17 protein-coding genes and 1 tRNA gene are annotated in these 20,735 nt (G+C 63.4%); 10 read left to right on the top strand and 8 right to left on the bottom strand.

Annotated elements, in window-relative coordinates; all coding sequences use genetic code 11:
• Positions 1 to 1,429: 1,429 nt before the first annotated feature.
• Positions 1,430 to 1,502: transfer RNA gene (locus tag HMPREF0308_RS07415), tRNA-Arg, on the bottom strand.
• Positions 1,503 to 1,577: 75 nt separating this feature from the next.
• Between HMPREF0308_RS07415 and HMPREF0308_RS07410 the strand changes: the two genes are divergently transcribed.
• Positions 1,578 to 1,862, top strand: coding sequence for a cg0963 family protein (locus HMPREF0308_RS07410; protein WP_005530253.1), 285 nt, complete (start codon positions 1,578 to 1,580; stop codon positions 1,860 to 1,862).
• A gap of 35 nt (positions 1,863 to 1,897) precedes the next feature.
• Here the strand turns inward: HMPREF0308_RS07410 and HMPREF0308_RS07405 are convergent, their stop codons facing one another.
• From HMPREF0308_RS07405 to HMPREF0308_RS07390, 4 genes are read right to left on the bottom strand one after another with little or no spacing between them, the layout of a single operon-like run.
• Entirely contained in the window at positions 1,898 to 2,185 is a 288-nt protein-coding gene (locus HMPREF0308_RS07405; RefSeq protein ID WP_005530251.1) for a glutaredoxin domain-containing protein, read from the bottom strand.
• The gene (locus HMPREF0308_RS07400; RefSeq protein WP_005530249.1) at positions 2,186 to 2,728 is read right to left on the bottom strand and encodes a dihydrofolate reductase; all 543 of its coding nucleotides are present in this window, start codon (positions 2,726 to 2,728) and stop codon (positions 2,186 to 2,188) included.
• Entirely contained in the window at positions 2,728 to 3,525 is a 798-nt protein-coding gene (locus tag HMPREF0308_RS07395) for a thymidylate synthase (protein ID WP_005530247.1), read from the bottom strand. Before HMPREF0308_RS07395 ends, HMPREF0308_RS07400 begins: the two co-directional genes overlap by 1 nt.
• Before the next feature lie 51 nt (positions 3,526 to 3,576).
• A complete protein-coding gene (locus HMPREF0308_RS07390; RefSeq protein WP_005530245.1) occupies positions 3,577 to 4,371 on the bottom strand; it encodes a 3'(2'),5'-bisphosphate nucleotidase CysQ in 795 nt (264 codons plus the stop codon).
• Between HMPREF0308_RS07390 and HMPREF0308_RS07385 the strand changes: the two genes are divergently transcribed.
• A complete protein-coding gene (locus HMPREF0308_RS07385; protein WP_005530243.1) occupies positions 4,370 to 9,256 on the top strand; it encodes an Lhr family ATP-dependent helicase in 4,887 nt (1,628 codons plus the stop codon). The two genes, HMPREF0308_RS07390 and HMPREF0308_RS07385, sit on opposite strands and share 2 nt — an antisense overlap.
• A 129-nt stretch (positions 9,257 to 9,385) precedes the next feature.
• Here the strand turns inward: HMPREF0308_RS07385 and HMPREF0308_RS07380 are convergent, their stop codons facing one another.
• A complete protein-coding gene (locus HMPREF0308_RS07380) occupies positions 9,386 to 9,706 on the bottom strand; it encodes a winged helix-turn-helix transcriptional regulator (RefSeq protein WP_034657206.1) in 321 nt (106 codons plus the stop codon).
• Between the two features lie 102 nt (positions 9,707 to 9,808).
• On the opposite strand from HMPREF0308_RS07380, the gene HMPREF0308_RS07375 reads away from it, so the two are divergent.
• Together HMPREF0308_RS07375 and HMPREF0308_RS07370 are read left to right on the top strand one after the other, a co-directional pair.
• Complete coding sequence (locus HMPREF0308_RS07375; protein ID WP_049062785.1) at positions 9,809 to 10,078, top strand: NAD(P)-dependent oxidoreductase; 270 nt, start codon at positions 9,809 to 9,811, stop codon at positions 10,076 to 10,078.
• A 158-nt stretch (positions 10,079 to 10,236) separates the two neighbouring features.
• On the top strand, positions 10,237 to 11,496 hold the full coding sequence (locus HMPREF0308_RS07370) for an alpha-hydroxy acid oxidase (protein ID WP_005530237.1): 1,260 nt from the start codon (positions 10,237 to 10,239) through the stop codon (positions 11,494 to 11,496).
• A gap of 1,066 nt (positions 11,497 to 12,562) precedes the next feature.
• Here HMPREF0308_RS07370 and HMPREF0308_RS07355 read toward each other — a convergent pair.
• Entirely contained in the window at positions 12,563 to 12,913 is a 351-nt protein-coding gene (locus HMPREF0308_RS07355; protein WP_046646878.1) for a hypothetical protein, read from the bottom strand.
• Between the two features lie 177 nt (positions 12,914 to 13,090).
• On the opposite strand from HMPREF0308_RS07355, the gene HMPREF0308_RS07350 reads away from it, so the two are divergent.
• The 6 genes from HMPREF0308_RS07350 to HMPREF0308_RS07325 all read left to right on the top strand — a co-directional run bounded on the left by HMPREF0308_RS07350 (position 13,091) and on the right by HMPREF0308_RS07325 (position 19,487).
• Entirely contained in the window at positions 13,091 to 13,936 is an 846-nt protein-coding gene (locus HMPREF0308_RS07350) for a DNA-formamidopyrimidine glycosylase family protein (RefSeq protein ID WP_005530228.1), read from the top strand.
• 104 nt (positions 13,937 to 14,040) lie between these two features.
• Positions 14,041 to 14,760, top strand: a complete 720-nt coding sequence (locus HMPREF0308_RS07345; protein WP_005530226.1) for an NUDIX hydrolase — start codon at positions 14,041 to 14,043, stop codon at positions 14,758 to 14,760.
• A 13-nt stretch (positions 14,761 to 14,773) separates the two neighbouring features.
• Positions 14,774 to 16,003: a quinolinate synthase NadA gene (nadA, locus tag HMPREF0308_RS07340; RefSeq protein ID WP_005530224.1), complete on the top strand. Its 1,230-nt coding sequence runs from the start codon at positions 14,774 to 14,776 to the stop codon at positions 16,001 to 16,003.
• A complete protein-coding gene (locus HMPREF0308_RS07335; RefSeq protein WP_005530222.1) occupies positions 16,004 to 17,533 on the top strand; it encodes an L-aspartate oxidase in 1,530 nt (509 codons plus the stop codon).
• On the top strand, positions 17,527 to 18,369 hold the full coding sequence (gene nadC, locus HMPREF0308_RS07330; RefSeq protein WP_005530220.1) for a carboxylating nicotinate-nucleotide diphosphorylase: 843 nt from the start codon (positions 17,527 to 17,529) through the stop codon (positions 18,367 to 18,369). The genes HMPREF0308_RS07335 and nadC overlap by 7 nt, the downstream gene beginning before the upstream one ends.
• The gene (locus HMPREF0308_RS07325) at positions 18,369 to 19,487 is read left to right on the top strand and encodes a cysteine desulfurase family protein (RefSeq protein WP_005530218.1); all 1,119 of its coding nucleotides are present in this window, start codon (positions 18,369 to 18,371) and stop codon (positions 19,485 to 19,487) included. The genes nadC and HMPREF0308_RS07325 overlap by 1 nt, the downstream gene beginning before the upstream one ends.
• Here HMPREF0308_RS07325 and HMPREF0308_RS07320 read toward each other — a convergent pair.
• A complete protein-coding gene (locus HMPREF0308_RS07320) occupies positions 19,472 to 20,695 on the bottom strand; it encodes an MFS transporter (protein WP_005530216.1) in 1,224 nt (407 codons plus the stop codon). The genes HMPREF0308_RS07325 and HMPREF0308_RS07320 overlap by 16 nt on opposite strands.
• Between the last annotated feature and the right edge of the window lie 40 nt (positions 20,696 to 20,735).

Here is a 20,735-nt window from a genome sequence, read left to right as displayed (position 1 = left end):
AGAGTGGCTCGCAACCCCAAGCAGACCAGCAGGTCTACAGCGAAGGCGTCCAGTAAGGTGCTGCGCGGCAAGAGTTATAGTGCGGCTGCGAAGAAGGCCGCCGGCAGCGCACTGCCTCAAGCGTCGAAGCGTCGTGGCAAGTAGCTGCACAAAGTCTGGTGTGGTCCGCAGATGAGCTCCGTCTGCATGCATCGGCTGTTGGTTAAGGCCGGTGGCGATACTTAGTGAGAGTGGACTGGCAATTTCGCCTGTTTGAGGTGTTAGTTCAAAAATCGGCCCCTCATTTGACCGATTTTTCAGCGGCTGAAAAGCTATGTTGTTCAAGCCAACTCAGCAGACTGGTTTCGAAAAGCGTGATTGTGTACATAGCCCTAATTCGCTTGTAGCTAAGCCAGACCTCTGTGCCTCTTCGAGAAGCTCGCCAATTTGGCTAATCATATGCTGAATTTATCAACTGGGTTCGGGAAGAGTCCTTCTTATTTTTAATTTGCTCAAGTGGAGGGTTTATCAGTGCCTGGTCGTGGAAATTTTTCCGGGTCCCATATTGACATTATAGTTTTTGCTGAAATGAATGTTCCCACGCCGAAAGTGAGGGATACAAGCGCTGCGCTTAATAGGTAGTTTTCAAACCCTCCCGGCCTAATCCATATAAAGAAAACAATGGAACAGAATAAACTAAAAGCGCCAAGCTTCACTTTGGAGTCCAGAGTCTTTTCATTTCCTCTAAAGTAGCGACGGTGGTTTATTATGGTGAAAATAATTCCTGTAATTAGGCCCCAAATGAGTCCTGCCGCCAAGGCGGGAACGGCTACTAGTATCACTGGTTTTCCAGGGGGTAGATGAATCTCGATTAGCTTGTTCTTGTTGCAGCTGAAGAAGCACAGTTTCTGGAATGCCCTCTAGGGAAACTGGGTCATTCAAATCAACCAGCGGAAACTCGTCTGGGTTCCATTCGGCTGCAAGCTGATCTGCATCAATGTACTCAGATTCGGGAGATGGGCCGACGGGGTTTGTAAAAGCGTAGTCCTTGCTGAAGAAATGTATTTATCACTGGTTCAGTAGTCTACAGATGAATTTTCGATGCTCCCGTAAAGGGTCCCATGCTCGAACCTCCATAAAAATTTGATTCTATCCTCCCACACACAAACCATCAGACACGCTCTGGACGCGGCTTCCTCGTCAGTTACGTAGATCCAGCGGGCAAAGCAGGACGCCGCGGAACCGGCACCGACCACAAACACGACGCAAGGCCTTGCGTATCGCGCCGAGGACCGACGGCAGAAGCTGAAACGGGCACAACTGACAACGAAGCCCACCGGTTCTGCTCTGGACGCGGCTTCCTCGTCAGTTACGCAGATCAGCCGGGGGCTAAGTAACAAAACGAAAAACTCGAGACACCGTAGGAACGATGTCACGAGACTACACATTGTGCCCCAGAGAGGATTCGAACCTCCGACACCGGCTTTAGGAGAGCCGTGCTCTATCCCCTGAGCTACTGGGGCGGGGGTTGCTTAACGCAACGAAATTAGGTTACCAGTACCGCACGAGTTGGCGGTAAATCGGATAGCTTGTTAGCCATGGGAAATCATCATGACAATATCGTCCATTTCACTGACGTGCAGCGACGCGAGGTATTCGCCGAGACCATTAGCAAAGACGGGGTGGAAACACTTGCCATCGAGAAGACCGTCCCGGGTGGGGCCTCCAAGCGCTTGCTGCTGCTCAACAAGTACGATGCGCAGAAGCTTAAAGCAGCGTTGGACGAGTACCTCAACACCATCTACTCGAAGGAAATCTCCGGGATGGGTGGCACGTTGTCACCAGCGGACATGGTTGAGCTTTTCGGCGAGGACGACGACTAATCCGGGGTCGCTCGCCGATAGCGACTAGCTGGCTTCTACTTGGTGGAGCCGTCGAGCTCAGCGAGCTTGGCGCGTACTGCGGAAGCAGGCGGGTTGGTCTCGTAGGTGCCGTCAGAGTAGAGGACCGTGGGCACGATGCGGTTGCCGTCGTTAACCGACTTGATCCACTCGTTGATGTCCTCGGTGCCTTCGGCCTCGGCGTCGACAAGCGCATAAGGCGTCTCAGTGCGGTTCAAGCCCTTGAGCAGCTTGGCGCAGAATGGGCACCAGTCGGCGTAGAAGATGGTGACGTGCTCGGTAGTCTCAGGTGCTGCCACGGTCATTTAAGCGGCGTCCTTTCGCTCGTAGGTTAAGAATCGGTACTTCATAGGCAACTCACTCGGCGGTTGGCCCGGAATTGTCAAGTGGCCCTTCTCAGATGTCAGCCAGTCGGTGCTTGCCGACAATCCAAAAGAATCAGGCACTTCAGGAGCATAAACGGCGGCGTCGCCGTAAATATTCCCAATGTTGACTCCCATGAGGGTTATCTCAATGATGTCCACATCATCGATAGTGGAGGAATAGATCTGCCCGCCGCCGATGAACCAGGCGTCGTCAAGCGTGTGCGTAAGTTGTGAAATGTTAGCGGTGACCTGGGCGCCAGCGGACCAAGCGCCAGGTGCCTTGCGGGACAAAACGTAGTTATCGCGGCCCGGCAACGGGCGGAACTTCGGGTTCAGCGACTCCCACGTGCGCCGGCCCATCACCACCGGCGAGCCGATGGTGACCTCTTTGAAGTGCTTGAGATCCTCCGGAACATGCCACGGCATCGCCACGCCATCGCCGATGACGCCGTCTAAGGACTGCGCCCAAATAGCCCCCAGCATTAGACGGAAACCTGCGCTTTGATGGTGGGGTGGGGATCGTAGCCTACGACCTCGAAATCGTCGAAGGTGTAGTCGAACAATGAGTCAGCCTTGTGCAGCTTGAGCTGCGGGTAGGGGCGTGGCTCGCGGGAGAGCTGCTCCTTGACCTGCTCAATGTGGTCGTTGTAGATGTGGCAGTCGCCGCCAGTCCAGATGAGCTCGCCGACCTCCAGACCAGCCTGTTGGGCAAACATGTGGGCCAACGCGGCATAGGAAGCCAAGTTGAAAGGCACGCCTAGGAACATGTCCGCCGAACGCTGATAGACCTGCAGGGAGAGCTTGCCGTCTGCCACGTAAAGCTGGAATAGCAGGTGGCAGGGCATAAGCGCCATCTTGTCTAGTTCTGCCACGTTCCAGGCGGAGACCAAGTTGCGACGAGAATCCGGATTATTCTGCAGTGTGTCCAGAGCCTGCTGGATCTGGTCAACATGCGTGCCATCCGGGGTAGGCCACGAGCGCCACTGGACGCCGTAGACAGGGCCCAGCTCGCCATCGGCGTCAGCCCACTCATTCCAGATACGGACGTTGTTGTCCTGCAGCCACTTCACGTTGGAGTCGCCCTTGAGGAACCACAGCAGCTCGCCGATAACACCGTGGAAGTAGACCTTCTTGGTAGTCAGCAGCGGGAATGAATCGGCCAGGTTATAGCGCAGCTGCGCTCCGAAAATGGAGCGCGTGCCGGTGCCAGTACGGTCACCTTTTTCTGCGCCTTCTTCCAAAACTTTGCGGAGGAGGTCCTCATATGGGGTCTGGATCATGGTGTCGAGTGTAGCTACTCTCGCGCGAAGTTTTTAACTTCTGCTGGCAGGCTAGAAGCTGCCGTTTGCCTCCGCGTAGGCATTAGCGTGCTCCAAGATCTCATCGGCCAGCTCAGGGCGGCAGATGAGAAGGTCGGGGATGAAGGTGTCCTCGTTGTTGAAGCGGATCGGAGAGCCGTCCAGGCGGGAGCAGTGCAGGCCTGCTGCCATCGCCACGCCTACTGGTGCAGCCTGGTCCCACTCGTACTGGCCACCAGAGTGAATGTAGCCATCGAAGTCGCCAAGAAGGACGTGCATGGCCTTCGCACCAGCGGAGCCGATGCCGACGGTCTCAAAGCCCATCTTCTCAGCGATGTGGGAGGCCACCTGCGGCGGACGGTTACGGGAGACCACGAACTTCTTGGCCAGCGGGCCGGTCACCGCGCGGGCGTCGGACGAACGGAAGGTAACGCCCAAGTCCGGCATCGCCACGGCGGCGTGCTCCGGAATGCCGTTGATGACGAGCGCAATGTGCACGGCCCAGTCCTGGCGGCCGGTGGCGAACTCCTTGGTGCCGTCGAGTGGGTCAACGATCCACACGCGGTCCTTCTTCAAGCGGCTGAGGTCATCAGCCGCTTCTTCGGAGAGGACGCCATCAGCCGGACGGTGCTGGGCGATGACGCGGGTGATCCATTCTTGGGCGGCTTCATCGCCGGCGTCGCCAAGCGCAAGCCCGCGCAACAGGCCACCATTGCGCACGCCCTTGAGGATCTCACCACAGCCGTTGGCTAATGAATTGGTAAGGCGGGAATCTGAAATCTCGACGGTCATGTATGCCAGATTACCGCGCGCGTTAAAGTAGGGCATGTCAAAAAATATTCTTGGCCGTTTCCGCCCGCAAGTAGGGCAGTGGTTTGAGGATGTTTTCGCAGCGCCCACGCCTGTTCAGGAACAAGCCTGGGACAAGATTTCCCAAGGCGCGCACGCGCTCGTGGTAGCCCCGACTGGTTCTGGTAAAACCTTGGCGGCCTTTCTGTGGGCACTAAATTCCTTGGTGGAAAAGGAAGGGCAAACCGCCTTGCCCGTGGGCCCGGCAGTACGGGGCGGGGCGCAGGGCGTGAAGGTGCTGTATATCTCCCCGCTGAAGGCGCTCGGCGTGGACGTGGAGAACAACCTGCGCGCGCCGCTCAATGGCATCGCGCGCACGGCAGAGCGCTTGGGGCTCGACGTGCCGGACATCACCGTGGGCGTGCGCTCCGGGGATACGCCTTCGGCCGAACGCGCACGGCAGATCCGAAAACCCCCGGACATCCTCATCACCACGCCGGAATCGGCCTACCTCATGCTCACCTCCAAGGCGGCGGGCATCCTGGCCAGCGTGGATACGGTCATCATCGACGAGATCCATGCGCTTGCCGGAACCAAGCGCGGCGTCCACTTGGCGTTGACTCTGGAACGTCTGGCCGCGGTGGCTGGCGAGTTCCAGCGCATCGGACTTTCGGCTACGGTGCGTCCGCTTTCGGCGGTCTCTAACTTCTTGGGTGGGGATCGCCCCGTGGACATTGTGGCCCCACCAGCGCTAAAGCGCTGGCAACTCGATGTCCATGTGCCCGTGGAGGACATGTCTGACCTACCGACGCCGGAGCAAGGTTCCACCATTGGGGAGATGACCGTTGACGATCCGCTGGGTATCACCGGCACCTTCGACGGGGCTCGCCTGCAGGCTTCGGACTCCGCCTTGCCCACGGCCAAGTCCATCTGGCCCTTCATCGAGGAGGACCTCTACTCCGAAATCATGGAGCATCGCTCGACCCTCGTCTTTGTGAATTCGCGGCGCACTGCCGAGCGTCTTACCTCCCGGCTCAACGAGCTCTACGCGCAGGAGCACGATCCGGAAAGCTTGTCGCCGGCCACGCGCCGGGACCCGGCGCAGCTGATGAAGCAGGTCGACGTCGCCGGCACAGCGCCTGCCGTTATCGCCCGTGCACACCATGGATCGGTGTCCAAGGACGAGCGCCTGCTTACGGAGACGATGCTCAAGGAAGGCTCCCTGCGTGCTGTGGTGGCCACGAGCTCGTTGGAGCTCGGTATCGACATGGGCGCGGTGGAGCTGGTGGTGCAAGTAGAATCACCTCCTTCAGTGGCTTCTGGCCTGCAGCGCGTGGGCCGCGCCGGGCACTCCGTCGGTGCGGTTTCGCAGGGCTCCTTCTATCCCAAGCACCGGGCGGACCTGGTCCAATCGACGCTGACGGTCTCCCGCATGCGCGAAGGCCTCATTGAGGAGATGCATTCGCCGCGTAATCCTCTGGACGTTTTGGCGCAGCAGACGGTGGCGGCGGTGGCTGCTGCCGAGGTTGCGCCGGTGACTGTGCGCGGTGTGCAGCCGGGTGCTGAGGGCTTCGGGGAAGCCGACAGCGTGGGCGGCCTTGATGCTGATACCTGGTACTCCATGGTGCGCCGCGCCTGGCCTTATCGTGACCTGGCCCGGGAGGTCTTCGACTCGGTCATCGACTTGGTCTCTGGGGTTTATCCCTCGGCTGACTTTTCTGAGCTCAAACCCCGCGTGGTCTATGACCGCATCACGGGGATGCTGAGCCCGCGCCCAGGCGCGCAGCGAGTGGCCGTGACCAACGGTGGAACCATCCCTGACCGCGGCATGTTCGGTGTCTTCCTGTCAGCGGGTGGGGAGAACACCGGCCCGCGCCGCGTGGGTGAGCTCGACGAGGAAATGGTCTACGAGTCCCGCGTGGGAGACATCTTTACTCTGGGCGCCACGAGCTGGCGCATCGAGGAGATCACCCGCGACCAAGTCATCGTGACTCCCGCACCGGGGCACACTGGGCGCTTGCCCTTCTGGAATGGCGATCAAGCCGGGCGCCCGTATGAACTGGGCCAAGCACTGGGTGCGTACCGCCGCGAAGTCCACCAGGACCCGTCCGTCGTGCAGGACGCCGATGAGAACGCCGCGCGAAATATCGCGGCCTACCTCCAAGAACAATACGAGGCCACAGGCATCATCCCGGATGAAAAGACGCTGGTGCTCGAGCGATTCAAGGACGAACTAGGGGACTGGCGCGTGGTCCTGCACAGCCCGTTTGGCCGCGGCGTTAATGCCGCGTGGGCGCTGGCCGTGGGGCAGCGCGTGGCGGAGCTGACCGGCATGGACCCACAGGCGGTGGCCGGCGATGACGGCATCGTCCTGCGCCTTCCCGAAGGGGAGAAGGAGCCGGATGGCTCGTTGTTCGTCTTTGACGCAGATGAGATCACCGACATCGTGACGGAGCAGGTGGGCGGTTCCGCGCTCTTTGCTTCGCGCTTCCGCGAGTGTGCCGCGCGTGCGCTTCTGTTGCCGCGGCGCAACCCCGGCAAGCGCGCCCCCTTGTGGCAGCAGCGCCAGCGTGCGGAGCAGCTTCTCGACGTCGCCCGCAAGTATCCCTCGTTCCCCATCATCCTGGAGACAGTCCGCGAGTGTCTGCAAGACGTCTACGATCTTCCCGCGCTGACAGAGACCATGCGGGAGTTGGGGCACCGACGCGTGCGCATTGCGGAGGTCACTACGGAGCAGCCTTCGCCTTTTGCCTCCACGCTGCTGTTTAATTACACCGGCGCGTTTATGTACGAGGGCGATTCCCCGCTGGCAGAAAAGCGCGCGGCTGCCCTAGCCCTCGACCCAGCTTTGCTGTCAAAGCTGCTGGGAACGGTGGAGCTGCGGGAGCTACTCGACCCAGAAATCATCGCTCAGGTCCACGCACAGCTGCAGCGTACAGCCGAGGACCGCCGCGCCCGCACCACGGAGGAGGTCGCGGACCTGCTGCGGTTGCTTGGCCCCATTCCTGTCGAGGAGATGGCCGAGCACACGAATGTCCCGCTCAGCGCCATCGAATCCTTGGGTGCGCGCGTGATGCGGGTACGCATTGGCGGCCGCGAGCACTTCGCGCAGCCACTCGACGCCCCGCTGCTTCGCGACGCCCTCGGCGTCCCCGTCCCGCCCGGCGTCCCGGCGCAGCAAGCCACCATCACAGATGCCCTGCAGCAGCTTGTCTCGCGTTGGGCACGCACCCGCGGCCCATTCGTGCTGCGGGATCTGCAGGATGCTTTCGGCCTGTCAGCATCGACTGCGCACACAGCGTTGCAGTCCATCGACACCATCGTAGAAGGCCGCTACCGTCAAGGCATCGAGGAAGCAGAGTATTGCGCGGCTGAGGTGCTGCGTACGATTCGCTCCCGTTCCCTGGCCGCCGCGCGCGCCGCGACGGAACCTGTCAGTGCGGCGACCTTTGGCCGCTTCTTGCCGGACTGGCAGCAGGTGGCCCCCGTGGGCAAGCGCCCAGCCCTGCGCGGTGCTGATGGAGTCTTTAGCGTGATTGAGCAGCTCGCGGGCGTGCGTTTGCCGGCCTCGGCGTGGGAGTCGCTCATCTTGCCCGCGCGAGTGGGGGACTATTCGCCGACGATGCTCGATGAGCTCACCGCAAACGGCGAGGTGCTCATCGTCGGTGCAGGTAAGGCTGGTGCGAATGACCCGTGGATCATGCTGCTGCCTGCCGACTACGCGGCGCAGCTGGCTCCGCAGCTCGAACCAGAGGAGCTGGGGCTCAGCATGCTGCAGTCTGCAACGCTGGAGGTCCTGCAGCGCGGCGGTAGCTTCCTGTTCGGTGACATTCTCTCTCAGGTGCCCGGCACCGCGGATGAGCTGCGCGAAGCGTTGTGGTCGCTGGTGGAGATGGGCCTGGTCAGCCCGGATTCCTTTGCGCCGATTCGCACGCACGTGGCCACGGCGGGCTCGCGGTCAGGGGCTACTGCACACCGCGCTAAGCGACGCCCCACCCGTTCCCGCCTGCGCATGGGCCGCACGTCTTTTGCCCAGTCGCAGGGACTCGGCGGCGCAAGTGCGGCTCCGGACGTGGCCGGGCGTTGGGCGGCGTCGGTTTCTGGACACGGTGTGGATGCGACGAGCAGATCGGTCGCGCACGGCGAGGCATGGCTCGACCGCTACGGCGTGGTTACGCGAGGGAGCGTCGTCGCTGAAGATGTGCTGGGCGGCTTCGCGCTGGCGTATAAGGTGCTTTCCGGCTTCGAGGAGTCCGGCAAGGCCATGCGCGGCTACGTCATTGAGGGGCTCGGCGCCGCGCAGTTTTCCACCCCGGCGGTAATTGACCGCCTGCGCGGGCTCGCGGATTCTCCGGACGTGACCGGCTGGCCGTCGGGCACGCAGGAGCCGCAGACTTACCTGCTCGCCGCGGCGGATCCGGCGAACCCCTACGGTGCGGCGCTGCCCTGGCCGGAAACGGAAGGCTCGCCCACGCGCGCGGCGGGTGCTTTGGTGGTGCTCGTGGACGGCCTGCCCGTCGCACACCTCACGCGTGGCGGCAAGACGCTCACAACCTTCCCGGTGACCGCAGGCATCGATGACGGCGAGGTCGTGGGCTATATCGTGGCGGCGCTCACTGAGGCCGTCGCATCTGGGCGCCTCTCGCCGCTCACCATCGAAAAGGCCAACGGGGCCTCGGTCTTCGAGACCCCGCTGGCGAATCAGCTGCGCGAGCAGGGCGCGGGGATTACGCCGAAGGGCGTGCGGATCTCCGGCAAGCTTTCGACCTCCGCGGCGCCGAGCCGGCGGGGCCGGTCGCTGTCCGATGCGCTGGAGTCCGTGCCGGAGCCTGAACCCGGTTCTGGAGACAGTGCTGCTGATGCGGCCCGCGAAGGCTGGCGGTCCGCGCCGGGTGGATTCCGGCCACGTGGGTACCGGCGCTAGGGTTACGACTGGTGCCGCAGAACATCCTGGCTTTGGTTTTGTTGCGTTTCGGGGCTGGTTTGGCGGCGCGAAGCGCCATAAACCCAAAGCTGACTGGGCGGGGTCGGCGGCGGAGCGTGGATACCGGTGCTAGGCGATCTCCTTGGCAACCTGCTGCTGGTAGTGCTCGCCCCATTCCCCCATGGCGTCGAGGATGGGGCGCATAGACTGGCCGAGCGGAGTGAGTGAGTACTCGACGCGGGGCGGGACTTCGGCGAAGACCTCGCGGTGGACGAGGCCCGTGTCTTCCATCTCGCGCAGGTTCGACGTGAGAACCTTCTGGCTAATGCCGGTCACGGAGCGGCGCAGCTCGTTAAAACGCATGGTGCCGTCAAGCAGATCGCGCAGGATCATGGCGCGCCAGCGATTGGACAGAAGCGTGAGTGTCGTCTCGACGGGGCAGGCGGGCAAAGGGGCAAGCGGCTGTTTTATGGCTGTGACCTCGATGGTTACTTTTTGGTCCTACTTCCGTAAAGCTACCGCATGTGCGTAAGGCTGGCTTCGACGTTAAAGTTGAACCTGCTGAAGGAGAACTCCCAACAGTCGGAGCAACTCTACTACCTGCGTACGCGCGACGACTTCAATTGGACCTTCGTGTCCCTGGCTGCCGAGTTCGATGCCGAGGGCGAGCGCACCGGCGCGTTCGAGATCATTGAGTCCGACGCGTTTACTGTTGACGCCAACGGCAACAATGAGATTTCCTACGCTGACTACGCCGTGGGCATGGTCGCGCTCATCGAGGCTGGCTCCAACAACCACAAGCGCGTGAATATCCGCCACTAGGCTTCCTCGCATGCGCCCCAGTGTCACTTCGGTGGCGCTGGGGTTTCGTACTGTCTGGGGAGGACCCCAGTTTGGCGCTATTTCTGTAGAAGAGTAGGAATGGAAAGCGGGACCGCTTTCTGCGGCCGCACTACGAACCACGAAGAGGAGTACCCACCATGCGTCTCAAGCGCCAACTGCCCCAAGTCTCAGAACTAAAGAACCTCATGCGCTTTGAGAGGCCGACCCTCGACCGTCGCGCCGCGCGCCTTGCGGAGGCCGCTGACGTGTGGGATCTCCGGAAAATCGCCAAGCGTCGCATCCCTAAGGCGGCCTTCGACTATGTGGACGGCGCCGCGCGCGACGAGGTTACCTATGACGAATCGCGGGAGACCTTCCGTTCCATTCGCCTGCTGCCTAACGTGCTCACGGGTGCCACGGAGCTCGACCTGTCCGTCGACATTGCGGGTGGGCGTTCCGCGCTGCCGTTCGGCATTGCGCCGACCGGGTTTACGCGCTTTATGCATGCCGAGGGCGAGGATGCGGGGGCATCGGCAGCAACGGCGGCGGGTATCCCGTTCACGCTGTCGACAATGGGTACTCGCTCCGTGGAGGAGGTCGAGCGGGCCTCCGGACGCGGCCGCCGCTGGTTTCAGCTCTACCTGTGGAAGGACCGCGCGGCCAGCGCGGAGTTGCTGCGTCGCGCGGCAGCGAGTGGCTACGACACACTCGTCGTCACCGTCGATACCCCGGTCGCGGGCCAGCGCCTGCGCGATACGCGCAACGGCATGCGCATCCCGCCGCGGCTCACCGCTGGCACCGTTCTTGACGCCGCGTGGCGTCCGGAGTGGTGGTTCAACTTCCTCACGACGGACCCGGTCACCTTCGCGTCGCTGACCTCGACGACGGGTACTTTGGGCGAACTCGTCAACACGATGTTCGACCCGGGTCTCAACTTCGATGACCTCGAGTGGATTCGCGAGCAGTGGGACGGAAAGATGCTCGTCAAGGGCATCGTCAATCCTGCTGACGCCCGCACGGTGATCGAGCTCGGCGCCGATGGCGTGGTGGTCTCCTCGCACGGCGGCCGCCAGCTCGACCGCGTGGTCAATACGCTGCGCGCTCTCGAAGCCATCCGTGCGGAGCTCGGCCCTGACGCCGAGATCGTCTACGACTCCGGCATTATGTCCGGCACCGATATCGCGATTGCCCTGGCACTCGGCGCGAACTTCGTGCTCATCGGCCGCGCCTACCTCTACGGTCTCATGGCCGGTGGCCGCGAGGGCGTCGACCGCATCATCGAGCTGCTCACCTCTGAACTGGAGACTGCCTGCACGCTGCTTGGCGTGTCCTCGGTGCGTGACCTCAAGCGCGAGCATGTCATCACGCCGTGGGAGCGTGGGGCGTCGGTGCCGGGAGTCACACCGCAACGCTCCTAGGCGCAGTGCGGCGCGTTATGTGCAGCCAGTCTCCTGCACAATTATGGAAAATATGTCTCGACGCTTCGAGACCTACATGGGTTAAGGTGGGCATGTCAATGTACATGACTCACTTTTGACTCGGGGGTACACATTGTGGACGTTTCTACGTTCCCAGTGACTCTAAGAACAGCGCAACTATTGTTCGATAGCATTCCGGCAGTACGCACGCGTAGGTATATGGACATTGTTGATCGTGGCGACATGAGGCTGGCGGCTCGTTTGTATCTATGGAACTCGTACCTAGCTGCCACGGTTCAACGCACGACCGGAATAGTTGAGGTGCTTCTGCGGAATGTCATTGATACTTCATTCGCGCAATGGAATTCTGGCGAGCCTCGCTGTGGTTCCTCGGAGTGGATTGAATATCCCGAGGCGGAATTGGCGAAAATCGTGCTGGGGAGACGGAACCGGAGCAGAGGACTTGCTAGTTATTCGGATGTGTCGTCTGTGCGGGGTATCCCTACCCATGATGATTTAGTCGCGGGACTTTTTTGGTTCGTGGGTGCGGTTGCTGCCAAATAAGGCAGCTGCCAGCAATCCTGAAAATCCACGCCACGTTCTTTGGGAGGAAGCGATTGCACCTCACCTATACCAAGATGATTGGGTGGTTTTTACCAAAAGGTGCGCTGAGATCCTTAGGTGGAGGAATCGGGCCTCCCATCATCGGCCATTGATTTTTGATCTTAAGGCCATCGCCAATGTGCATCAGGCGTGCATCGAGACCGCAAGAATGATGAATCCGGGAATGGGGGCGTGGATTAAGAGCGAACGATGGATCCTTCTTGCATTGGAAAAGGATCCACGGTTAGGGAAAGAAAAATAAAGGGCGGGCCGTCGCATCAAGTGCGGGGCCCGTTGCCTATTTGCCGCTGAGCGGCTTCGTAAGAACGATACTAACGATGTTGTTTATAAAATTCAATCACCCGACGAGACTCATTAAAATTCCCACTACGACGCACGGATTCTGCTCCGTTGCGATTATCCACAACGCGCCAGGGATGTTGGAGCGTTCTGCGATTTCGAGTTAGCTTGCAAGCCCGTTGTGGGCGAGCGCCGTAATCCAGATGTGCGCCGCAGCAAAGAGCAGGCCCGCGGCGGTGAGTAGGTGGTGACGCAGCGCCGCGCTGCAACTGATGAACATGACAGCGGGGAGCAGTGCGAGTTCCAGACCGGTGACGAAGGTCGGCGTGTGCAGGTACGGAACCCACGTTGCGCAATAGACTGTGAGAGCGGCGGCGCTCAGACCGAAATAGGTCCAGCGTGCGCCGCGCGTGCGGAGCTCAACTCTGCCCACGCCGAGCGGGAGAACCACGAGGATTATGCACGCACAGCGGGCGATATTCTCAGCCACCGTGAGCGCGACGGGGACGTCCACCGGCGGTTGCGCGTCGCCGTTGCCGCCGGCGAGCACCCGATGATATTCGGCACGAGCAACATCACGAGTCGGCCGGCGCCGTAGGCGTTGAGCCAGTTGAATGTCATGATGACTCCTTACGGTTTCAGTGTGGGGCTGGCGTAGAATCGCCAGTCGTTAAAGAAGGAGTGGTGCTGCATGCCTGAGGGTGATTCCGTCCTGCAGTTGGCCGAACGCATGCAGTTCATGGTGGGCCGCGAGGTGACTAAGACCTCGGTGCGGGTACCGCGCTATGCGCTCGCACGCTTTGACGGGATGGAGTGCGTGGCTGTGTGGCCCTATGGCAAGCATCTCTTCATGGAATTCGCGGGCGACGAGGACGAGCCGCTCATCCTGCATACGCACCTGAAGATGGAAGGCCAGTGGCACATCCATTACGCCGGGGACAGGTGGCGCGCGCCGGGGCATACCGCACGCGTGGTGTTGCAGCTTGCTAATGAACCGCGCGATATCGAGATCGTCGGTCATACACTCGGGTTCGTGGAGGTCTATCCGGAGTCGGATTACCTAGGGCGCATCGAGCATCTGGGCCCAGACATCCTCGACCCGGACTGGGAGATAAATGGCGGGCGCGAGGAGGCGATTTGGCGCATCGAAGCGCGCCCGGAACGCGCCATCGGTGCGGCGCTGCTCGATCAGAAGAATGTCGCGGGCATTGGCAACGAGTACCGTGCAGAGGCCTGCTTTATCGCGGGCATGCATCCCGCGGAGCGTGTTGGCGACGTCGACGTCGAGAAGATCGTGGACGTCTCGCGGACAATCATGTGGGCCAATCGGTTCTCGCTCATTCGCGTCACCACGGGGGTACGCCGCGCCGGGGAGACGACGTACGTTTTCGGACGCACTAACGCACGTTGTCGGCGGTGCGGAACACCCATTGAAAAAGGGGTGCTGGGCGGCGTCGATGCCGGTGGCGACGAAGGGGAGTTGGAGCGCATTATCTGGTGGTGCCCGCACTGTCAGCCGGGCCCGCGCGGCGCGTAGGCGCTAGCCCCGCCCGCAGAAAATGCTTGACATCGTGAGGGAGACCACACTACTTTTCACTTAAAGTCATAATGACCTTAACTAAAAGTGGAGGTGAGCGGCCCATGAGCGATTGGCAGAAACTCAACGTCGCGGAGCGGCGGCGGCAGTCGCCGCGCGTCGCCGTGTCCACCGTGGCCTTTGCGCTGCGGCCCCCGGCGCATGCGCGTGTCCACGCCAAAGACGAGGAGCAGGGCCTGTGGCTGCCCCTCGTGCGCCGCGTGCGTGCACCCTTTAAAGATGCGTGGGCGCTGCCCGGCGGGCCCACCGCCTGGAACCAGACGCTCACGCAGACCGCGCACGCGACCTTAGTGGCGGCCACGCGCATCGAGCCTAGCTATCTAGAGCAGCTCTACTCTTTCGGTTCGGTCGAACGCAGCGCGGATGCCGAGCGCCTTGTCACCATCGCCTATTGGGCGCAGTACAGCGCGCGCGATGCCGCAGGCGCCACCGCCGCGGCCGGGGAGGACACCAACGTCGCGTGGTTCCGCGCCGACGCCCTGCCGGATCTCGCCTTCGACCACGGGGAGATCATCGCGACGGCGCTCACAAGGCTGCGCTCGCGCACGGCGTATGCCGCCGTGGCGCACCGCTTCCTCGACCCCGAGTTCACGCTCGCGCAACTGCGCGAAGTCCACGAGATCATCCTCGGCCACCCGTTGGATCCGGCGAATTTCCGAAGACAGATGCTGGCGTCGAAGACGTTGGAAGAAACCGGCCACTCCCTGGCGGGCGTGAAGCATCGACCCGCAAAAACCTACAGATACCGCCCCGAAGAAGACTAGAAAGAAGACCACCATGCCCAGCGTGCGCGAACTCATCAGGCTTGCTACAAAGGACGAAGCCTGCGGCAGCGATCTTGCCCAAGACCCATGGGCGCTTAATCAGAACTCGAGCTACGGCCCGGGCGCCTCCATCGCGGACCCGTTCCCTGAACATGCGCCCCACCAGAGCGCGCTTCCGGAGCGCTACACCCAAGCCAGCCCCGAGGAACTCGACGCCATGATCACCGCGGCGAAGGAAACTTTGGGCGAACGCGTGAAGATCCTCGGTCACTTCTACCAGCGCGACGAGGTCGTGACATACGCGGACTTCGTGGGCGACTCCTTCAACCTGGCGAAAGCCGCGAAGGCGCATCCGGAAGCAGACGCCTTCGTCTTCTGTGGCGTGCACTTCATGGCGGAGACCGCAGATATCCTCTCGGGTGCGGACCAGGCTGTCATCCTGCCTAATCTCGCTGCGGGTTGTTCCATGGCGGATATGGCAACGCTCGCGCAGGTCGAGCGCGCGTGGGCTGACATCACGGCGGCCATCGAGGCACCCGTCCCGGTGACGTACATGAACTCGGCGGCGAATATCAAGGCCTTCTGCGGCCGCAACGGAGGCATCGTGTGCACCTCCTCGAACGCCACGACGGTCCTCGAGTGGGCCTTTGAGCAGGGACAGCGCGTGCTCTTCCTGCCGGATCAGCACCTGGGCCGCAATACCGCGCACGCCATGGGCATCCCGGACGAGGAGATCGTGCTGTGGAACCCGCGGAAGGGCCTCACCCCGGAGGAACTCGAGCGCGCTCGCGTCATCGTGTGGGATGGCTTCTGCTCCGTGCACAAGCGCTTTACCGTCGCTCAGATTGAGCGCGCCCGCGCCGAGTTCCCCGGCGTGCGCGTCATCGTCCACCCCGAGTGCCCGGCACCCGTTGTGCAGGCTGCCGATGCCGCCGGTTCCACCGAGCTCATTCGCCGCGAGGTCGCAGCCTCCCGGCCGGGCGACGTGCTCGCCATCGGCACGGAGATCAACCTCGTTAATCGCCTCGCCGCGCAGTACCCGGACCGCACCATCTTCTGCCTCGACCCGGTGGTCTGCCCGTGCTCGACGATGTACCGCATCCACCCGGCCTACCTCGCGTGGACGCTCGAGTCCCTCGTCGCTGGCGAGATACCCAACCGCATCATGGTCGACGACGCGGTGGCAGCCGATGCCCGCGTCGCCCTCGAACGCATGCTCGCCGCCCATCCGAAGGTGGCTTAGATGCGTCACGTTCTCGTTGCCGGCTCCGGCGTTGCAGGCATAAGCGCGGCCCTCGCCGCCCACGCTGCGGGCGCACACGTCACGCTCGCCTATCCTGGCCCCTCCATTCAGGGAAGCGCGGGCAGCACGCAGCTTGCCCAAGGCGGAATTGCAGCGGCCCTCGCCCCGGCGGATACCTGGCAGTCGCACCTCGCCGATACCTTGGCCGCGGGTGCAGGTCTCGTCGACGAGCGCGCCGCCCGCGAGCTCGTGCGCCGCGGCCGGGAGCGCGTCCGCGCGCTGCTCGACGCAGGTTTCCCGGCCGACCGCCGCAGTGACGGAACACTGGACCAAGGGCTGGAAGCCGCGCACGCCTTCTCGCGCATCGTCCACGCGAGCGGTGACCGCACGGGCGCGGAGCTCCATGAGTTCCTGCGCGGCGAGGTCGCGCGGACCCCTGGGATCACTCAGCTACCGGAGCACGCGCTGCATTCGCTCGTCCTGCGCGACGGCGTCGTGACCGGCGCGGAAACGAACCGGGGCATCCTGCTTGCCGATGCCGTCGTCCTCGCCACCGGCGGATATTGCGGGGTATACCCGCGCTCGACCGGCGCGCCCGGAGCCACCGGCCAGGGCATTCTCGCCGCTGCGCGGGCCGGTGCGCTCGTCGCGGACATGGAATTCGTGCAGTTCCATCCCACGGTGCTCGAAGGCACGCGCCACCTCATCTCCGAAGCCGTGCGCGGCGCCGGTGCCGTGCTTCGCGACGACGCGGGCCGGCGCTTTATGCTCGACGTGGATCCGCGCGAGGAGCTCGCGCCGCGTGACGTCGTGGCGGCTGCCATCTTTCGTGCGCAGAATGCGACGGGCGGGCATATCTGGCTCGACGCCACGGCCGTCGAGGGCAACGAGCCTGGTCGCCTCGCGGCTGAATTTCCCGGCATCTCCTGCATGCTCGCTGCCGAAGGCTACGACTGGACGCGCGAACCCGTGCCCGTCGCGCCGGCCGCGCACTATTCAATGGGCGGCGTCGCCACGGATATCCATGGACGCACGAGCGTGCCGGGACTCTACGCCGCTGGCGAGGCCGCGAATACCGGCGTGCACGGTGCTAACCGCTTGGCCTCGAATTCGTTGCTCGAAGGCCTCGTCTTTGGCGACGCAGCAGGCCACGCGGCCGCCGCAGATCCCACCGCGGCCGCAAACGGAGAGTGGCGCTTCGACGATTCGCGACTGCACGGTGCCGTCATGGACGTCGCCCCGGCCGCACGGGCCGGCAACGGCACGCTGGCTGACGCCCAGCACGCCATCGCGGCAGGCCTTGGCATCGAGCGCGATGGGGCGGGCATTCGCGACGCCGCCGCCACCTTGGCGACCGTGACGGATGAGGCGGCGGCGGACGTGGTGGGCATCGGAAAGCTCATCGCCGCGGGCGCACTGGAGCGCACCGAGTCGCGCGGCGCCCATCAACGCACCGATTATCCGCACACCGACCCGCGCCAGGCACACGCCCGCGCGCAGCGATTGAAAGCTGAGGTCACCGCATGCTAACTTCCGAGACCATCCGTACTGCGGTCTCCGCGGCCCTGCGCGAGGATGCGCCGTGGGGCGATATCACGGCCGAGGCCGCGATCCCGGCGGAGGCAACGCTGCGCGTGGCCGTCGTCGCGCGTGAGCCCGGCGTCTTCGCCGGCGGCGCCGTCATCGAAGAAGCCTTCCGCCAGGTGAGCGTCGCCGTGGCGGAGCTCGCGCCCGAGGGCACGCGCTTTGCCGCGGGCGAGCGCCTGGCCGTGGTGGAGGGCCCGGCGCGGGCAATTCTCACGGCGGAGCGCACGGCGCTCAACTTCGCACAACGCATGAGCGCTATTGCGACCCTCACCGCGCGCTTCGTGGAGCTCGCGGGGCCTGCACGCATTGCGGATACCCGCAAGACGACGCCGGGCCTGCGCGCATTCGAAAAGCACGCGGTGGGCGTGGGCGGCGGGACGAACCACCGCTTCGGGCTCTCGGACGCGGTGATGGTGAAGGATAACCATCTGGCGGCGCTCGGCGTGGCGCAGGCCCCGGCCACGGCACTCACGGCGGCGCTGCGCGGACTGCGCGAGCGAGTGGGGCATACAACGTCGATCATCGTGGAGGTCGACCGACTGGGCCAGGTCGAGGCCGTTGTGAACGCGGGCGTCGACACGATCTTGCTTGATAACTTCTCGCTCGAGGATCTACGGGCGGCGGTGGAGCTCATCGCAGGCCGTGTGACCGTGGAGGCGAGCGGTAACGTTAATCTCGAGACGGTCGCAGAGATCGCGGCGACGGGCGTGGACGTCATCTCCGTCGGCGCAATCACTCACAGTGCGGGCGTGCTCGACTTGGGGCTCGACGAGCTGTGATGTACCTCGATGCCGCAGCGACGGCGCAGCTGCGCCCCGAGGCGCGTGCCGCGATGGAGCGCGTGTGGGACGCAGGGCAGGCGAATGCCTCGAGCCTGCATGCCGCGGGCGCGGCGGCGCGCCGGGAACTCGAGTATGCGCGGGAGACGGTCGCCGCAACTTTCGGCGTGGCTCCGGAAGACGTGGTCTTTACCTCGGGCGGGACTGAATCGAATAACTTAGGCGTCCTCGGTCTGGCGCTGGCGCACCCACGCGGGCGCCGGATTGTGACGACGCGCATTGAGCATTCCGCAGTGGGGCAGTCGGTCGCCTACCTGGAGCGCATGCATGGCTTCGCGGTCGACTACGCGGACGTCGACGCGACGGGACGCGTGGAGATGGGGGAGCTGGCGCCGGAGACGACGCTCGTTGCGATGGGCGCGGCGAACTCGGATATCGGAACCGTGCAGGACGTCGCTGCGGTGGTGGAGCGCGCTCATGCGGTGGGGGCGCTGGTCCACCTCGATGCGGTTCAAGCCGCGGTCGCGTTGCCCTTGAGCCTTGCGGCAGACGGGTGGCCGGGACCGGGGCCGGATGCGGTGGCGCTGGCCTCCCATAAATTTGGCGGCCCGCAGGGCGTGGGCGCGCTGCTTCTGCAGCGGGCGGTGGAGCTTGAGCCGTTGCTCCACGGCGGCGCTCAGGAAGGCGGGCGGCGCGCCGGGACGGAGAATGTCGCAGGCATTGCAGGATTTGCGGCGGCCGTGGCAGCGCAGCGGCGTGACGTCGCACAGCGCGCGGTGGTGCTCATGAACAGCCGGGATGCGCTCATCGCTGCGGTGCTGGAGCGGGTGCCGAGTGCGCGGCTCACGGGGCACCCGGAGGAACGTCTGCCTGGACATGCCTCGTTTGTCGTCGACGGCGTCTCCGGCGACGCGCTGCTGGTGGCGCTGGACGCGGCGGGAGTGGCGGCATCGGCAGGCTCAGCGTGCGGGCGGGGGACCTCGCCGGTGCTGACGGCCTTGGGCCTAAACGGGGAGGAAGCCCTGCGCTTTAGCTTGTCGCGGCCGCTGGAGGAGCGGGACATTGCGCTCATTACCGGGGTGATGGCGCGCGAGGTCGCGCGTTATGCGGGGAGTTGATCCTCGACGTAGGTCTGGCGGGATGCGAAGTAGCCGGCGACGAGGGTAACGGGGCCGATGGCGGCCATCACCGTGAGGGGAATGAAGAAGGAGTCGGTCGCCTCGTGCGCGGCGCCGGTGAGCAGGGGACCGAGCGAGGCAAAGGTGTAGCCCACACCTTGGCCGAAAGAGGTGAGTGCGGTGGCACCCTCGAGGGTGCGTGCCCTGATATTGACGAGCACCATGCCCATGGGGAAGATGACTGTACCGACGGCGGCGAGCGTGACCCAGAGCCACGGCGCTGCGAGCGGGGCGAAAGCAAGGCCCAACAGCGCGGCAGAAAAGAAGACCGCGGACATGATGACGACGGGGAAGACGTTGGCCAAACGACCTGCCAGCCACGGGCCGACGATCGTGACAGGAATGCCCAGTGCGCTGAAGATGGCGAGCATATTCGCCCCATACTGCGCGGTTTGGCCCGCGTCGGTGAAGATCTGCGGGATGAACGTCATCATCGTGTAGGCCACGAGCGAATTGGAGCCGAACATGAAGGCCAAGCCGACGCCGATGGTGGTGCGCCACACCGGCAGACGGAAGTTGGGCTCGGGCGCGGTGTTGATGGGGTTCGGGCCGCGGCGGATGAGCAGAGGCATCCAACTCACTGCCGCGATGGCGGCGAGCACACCCCAGGAGCCAAGCGAAATCTGCCAGCCGGGCAGGCCCATGTTCTCCGCCCAGTCCATCATGGGCACGGCTACAATGGGTGCTGCGGCGAGCATGATCTGACTCGACATCATGAAGGTGAGCGACATGCTGGGCACGTGACGCGGGAAGTATTCGCGCACGACAAGCGGCATGGTCGCGTTGAGGATGCCGATGGCAAACAGCGCGATGAGTGAGCCGACGAGCAATAGCCACTCGTTGGGATAGACGACGCGCAGCAGCTGGCCCACGGCGGTAAGTCCGAGCGCGAGGAGCATCATCTCGCTGAGCGTGAAGCGTTCCTTGATACGGGGGAGCACGAATGCCGAGACCGCGAACATCGCCGTGGGCACCGTGCCGATGATGCCAACCATGGTTCCGCTCATGCCGGTGGAGGCTTGGATCTCCGGAATGAGTGGGGAGATCGCCGTGATGACGGAGCGCAAATTCACCGCGGCCAGGATGATAGCGATAAGTGCAGTGATGCGGGGATAGCGGATGTTCTTGGGCGGGGTCGGTGTGCTCATGACGGTGCTTAATCTTAGGCGCTGGTGACGCTGGCGCCGA

It is taken from the genome of Corynebacterium striatum ATCC 6940, assembly GCF_000159135.1.
GTDB lineage: Bacteria > Actinomycetota > Actinomycetes > Mycobacteriales > Mycobacteriaceae > Corynebacterium > Corynebacterium striatum.
Note: the sequence above shows the minus strand (reverse complement) of the source record. Positions and strands in the feature narration are given on the sequence as shown.

Excerpts from the sequence above, each read along its gene's own strand:
- HMPREF0308_RS07405 (WP_005530251.1), bottom strand. The coding sequence starts at position 2,185 with ATGACCGTGGCAGCACCTGAGACTACCGAGCACGTCACCATCTTCTAC.
- HMPREF0308_RS07325 (WP_005530218.1), top strand. The coding sequence starts at position 18,369 with ATGTACCTCGATGCCGCAGCGACGGCGCAGCTGCGCCCCGAGGCGCGT.
- HMPREF0308_RS07395 (WP_005530247.1), bottom strand. The coding sequence starts at position 3,525 with ATGATCCAGACCCCATATGAGGACCTCCTCCGCAAAGTTTTGGAAGAA.
- HMPREF0308_RS07350 (WP_005530228.1), top strand. The coding sequence starts at position 13,091 with ATGCCTGAGGGTGATTCCGTCCTGCAGTTGGCCGAACGCATGCAGTTC.
- HMPREF0308_RS07345 (WP_005530226.1), top strand. The coding sequence starts at position 14,041 with ATGAGCGATTGGCAGAAACTCAACGTCGCGGAGCGGCGGCGGCAGTCG.
- HMPREF0308_RS07390 (WP_005530245.1), bottom strand. The coding sequence starts at position 4,371 with ATGCCCTACTTTAACGCGCGCGGTAATCTGGCATACATGACCGTCGAG.
- HMPREF0308_RS07320 (WP_005530216.1), bottom strand. The coding sequence starts at position 20,695 with ATGAGCACACCGACCCCGCCCAAGAACATCCGCTATCCCCGCATCACT.
- nadA (WP_005530224.1), top strand. The coding sequence starts at position 14,774 with ATGCCCAGCGTGCGCGAACTCATCAGGCTTGCTACAAAGGACGAAGCC.
- HMPREF0308_RS07370 (WP_005530237.1), top strand. The coding sequence starts at position 10,237 with ATGCGTCTCAAGCGCCAACTGCCCCAAGTCTCAGAACTAAAGAACCTC.
- HMPREF0308_RS07410 (WP_005530253.1), top strand. The coding sequence starts at position 1,578 with ATGGGAAATCATCATGACAATATCGTCCATTTCACTGACGTGCAGCGA.
- HMPREF0308_RS07335 (WP_005530222.1), top strand. The coding sequence starts at position 16,004 with ATGCGTCACGTTCTCGTTGCCGGCTCCGGCGTTGCAGGCATAAGCGCG.
- HMPREF0308_RS07400 (WP_005530249.1), bottom strand. The coding sequence starts at position 2,728 with ATGCTGGGGGCTATTTGGGCGCAGTCCTTAGACGGCGTCATCGGCGAT.
- HMPREF0308_RS07385 (WP_005530243.1), top strand. The coding sequence starts at position 4,370 with ATGTCAAAAAATATTCTTGGCCGTTTCCGCCCGCAAGTAGGGCAGTGG.
- nadC (WP_005530220.1), top strand. The coding sequence starts at position 17,527 with ATGCTAACTTCCGAGACCATCCGTACTGCGGTCTCCGCGGCCCTGCGC.